The sequence below is a fragment of the Campylobacter sp. 107 genome (assembly GCF_002383835.1).
GTDB classification, from domain to species: Bacteria; Campylobacterota; Campylobacteria; order Campylobacterales; family Campylobacteraceae; genus Campylobacter_D; species Campylobacter_D jejuni.
In genome coordinates this window covers 1-1,751 of the sequence record NZ_NXBA01000004.1, presented here as the reverse complement: position 1 = coordinate 1,751, position 1,751 = coordinate 1, and the positions used below count along the sequence as shown (strand labels likewise).

Below are 1,751 nucleotides of genomic sequence, written 5' to 3'. Positions count from 1 at the left end.
TTGGAGAATTAGATCAAGATAATGCCATAAAACAAGATACACCTAGTTATTATTTTTCTCCTAGTAATGAATTCAAATGCAAATCATAAAGGATAAAATAACATATGAAAACAAGCCAAATATATGAAACTTTATAAATATGCTAGAATGTGCTGGACTAGGTATTCTATAAATTTAAATGAGAACATGCTTAAGGAATTTCTAAAATATAAAAACAATAGGATGAAATAATGGATGAAGAACTTTTTTGGAAAAACATTCTTCCAGTAGGACATATTAATGAAGAAACTTTAAAGAGCCAAATTTATATTAATAATATAAATTTTAGCACTTTACAATATGATGAAACAGTTTTACCTACAGAATTAGAGTGTTGTTATAATGAATTTAAATACTATCAAAAAAGCAATAATGAAATAGCAACACTAGGTTGGGCTATTAGCTATCAACTTCAAGTATTGTGGCAAAATAGCCCTAAGATAGATACAATACAAAATTATCATCTCCCCGTAAAACAAAATAAGCCTAATAATCCCCAAGCAGAACAAAGACTAAAAGAAATACAAAATTTCTTACAAAGTAAAGGTATAGAACCTCTTATTTTACATTATACCCCTTATCCAAACAACACACAAACCCAAGAGATGAAAAGACTAAGGCAAAATTCAGAGCGTTTTTCGCGCCATGTAGATAATAAAACAAATGAAGTAAGAGAAGAAAGGCGTTCTATTAAATTTTACACTACGCTAGATTGGGATAAGTTTTATTCTCATTTTCCTATAATAAAAAGACTAAGTAAAAAATTTCATACAAAAGAAGACATATACACTCAAAATTTTACAAAGCAAATAGAAATAATCTTACAAAAAACTCATAATATTTTGATATTAAAAAATTTGCCTCGAGGAGAATATAAATTTGATTTTGCGATCGATATAAAAGAAAATCGAAGCGATAAAAATGAAGAATCTTATATCATCATTAAAGAAAATGATGAAATTTCAAAAGATTATAAACGCATTTTAGACTGTAAGCCCTATGAGCTTGATACTTTAAATTGTCAATATATAGGTGTGGGTGATGATGAGTTTTTCAGACAAATTTGGCAAAATTTAGGTATAAATATTGCAGAGAAATTTAAGGTAGATTTTTCTTATGCTAGACTTGATAAATTTATTTTTGCGACATCGCCATTTGGACTTACTTATAATACATATGAGACTTTAGAGCAAACTTATGATGAACTCATGCAAGATCTATCTCTTTATGCTTGTAGTGGTAAATTTTCTTTTAATTTTGTTCCTTCGAAATTAAGCATTAAAAAAGAAATTCAAGGAGATAGAGAAAAAGTGCTATACCGCGTTGATGAAATGCTTGTTTATGTTTATGATAGCTTTGATTTTTTAGATCAAGGACACGAATTTGATGATGATGGAAATTTTATCAAGCTAGGACAACCTGTTGGGGCTTGGGATTTTAATGAAAAGAGTTTTAGTATTTGGGGTTCTACAAGACAGATGAGAACTTATAGTCCAAAATGGCGCTTGAAGTGCATACCCATACCCAAAATAACCTTTGAAGACATTCTACAATCCCCAAAAACTAAACAATATTATCTTTATAATCAAGATTACCAAGACTATCAAAAATTCACTCCTTATGGTTTGGATTTTAGACTTTATAGTAAGGATTTTATCACTAAGCTTGATTTTAAAGATAAAGCTTATAATGTGCTTTATAATACAGGAGTT

Annotated in this window: 1 protein-coding gene; it reads left to right on the top strand. The window is 28.6% G+C overall.

Annotated features, from left to right (window positions below; genetic code table 11):
• Positions 1 to 230 precede the first annotated feature (230 nt).
• A partial coding sequence (locus BGS40_RS00020; RefSeq protein ID WP_096738193.1) for a DUF6402 family protein occupies positions 231 to 1,751 on the top strand: 1,521 nt, incomplete at its 3' end.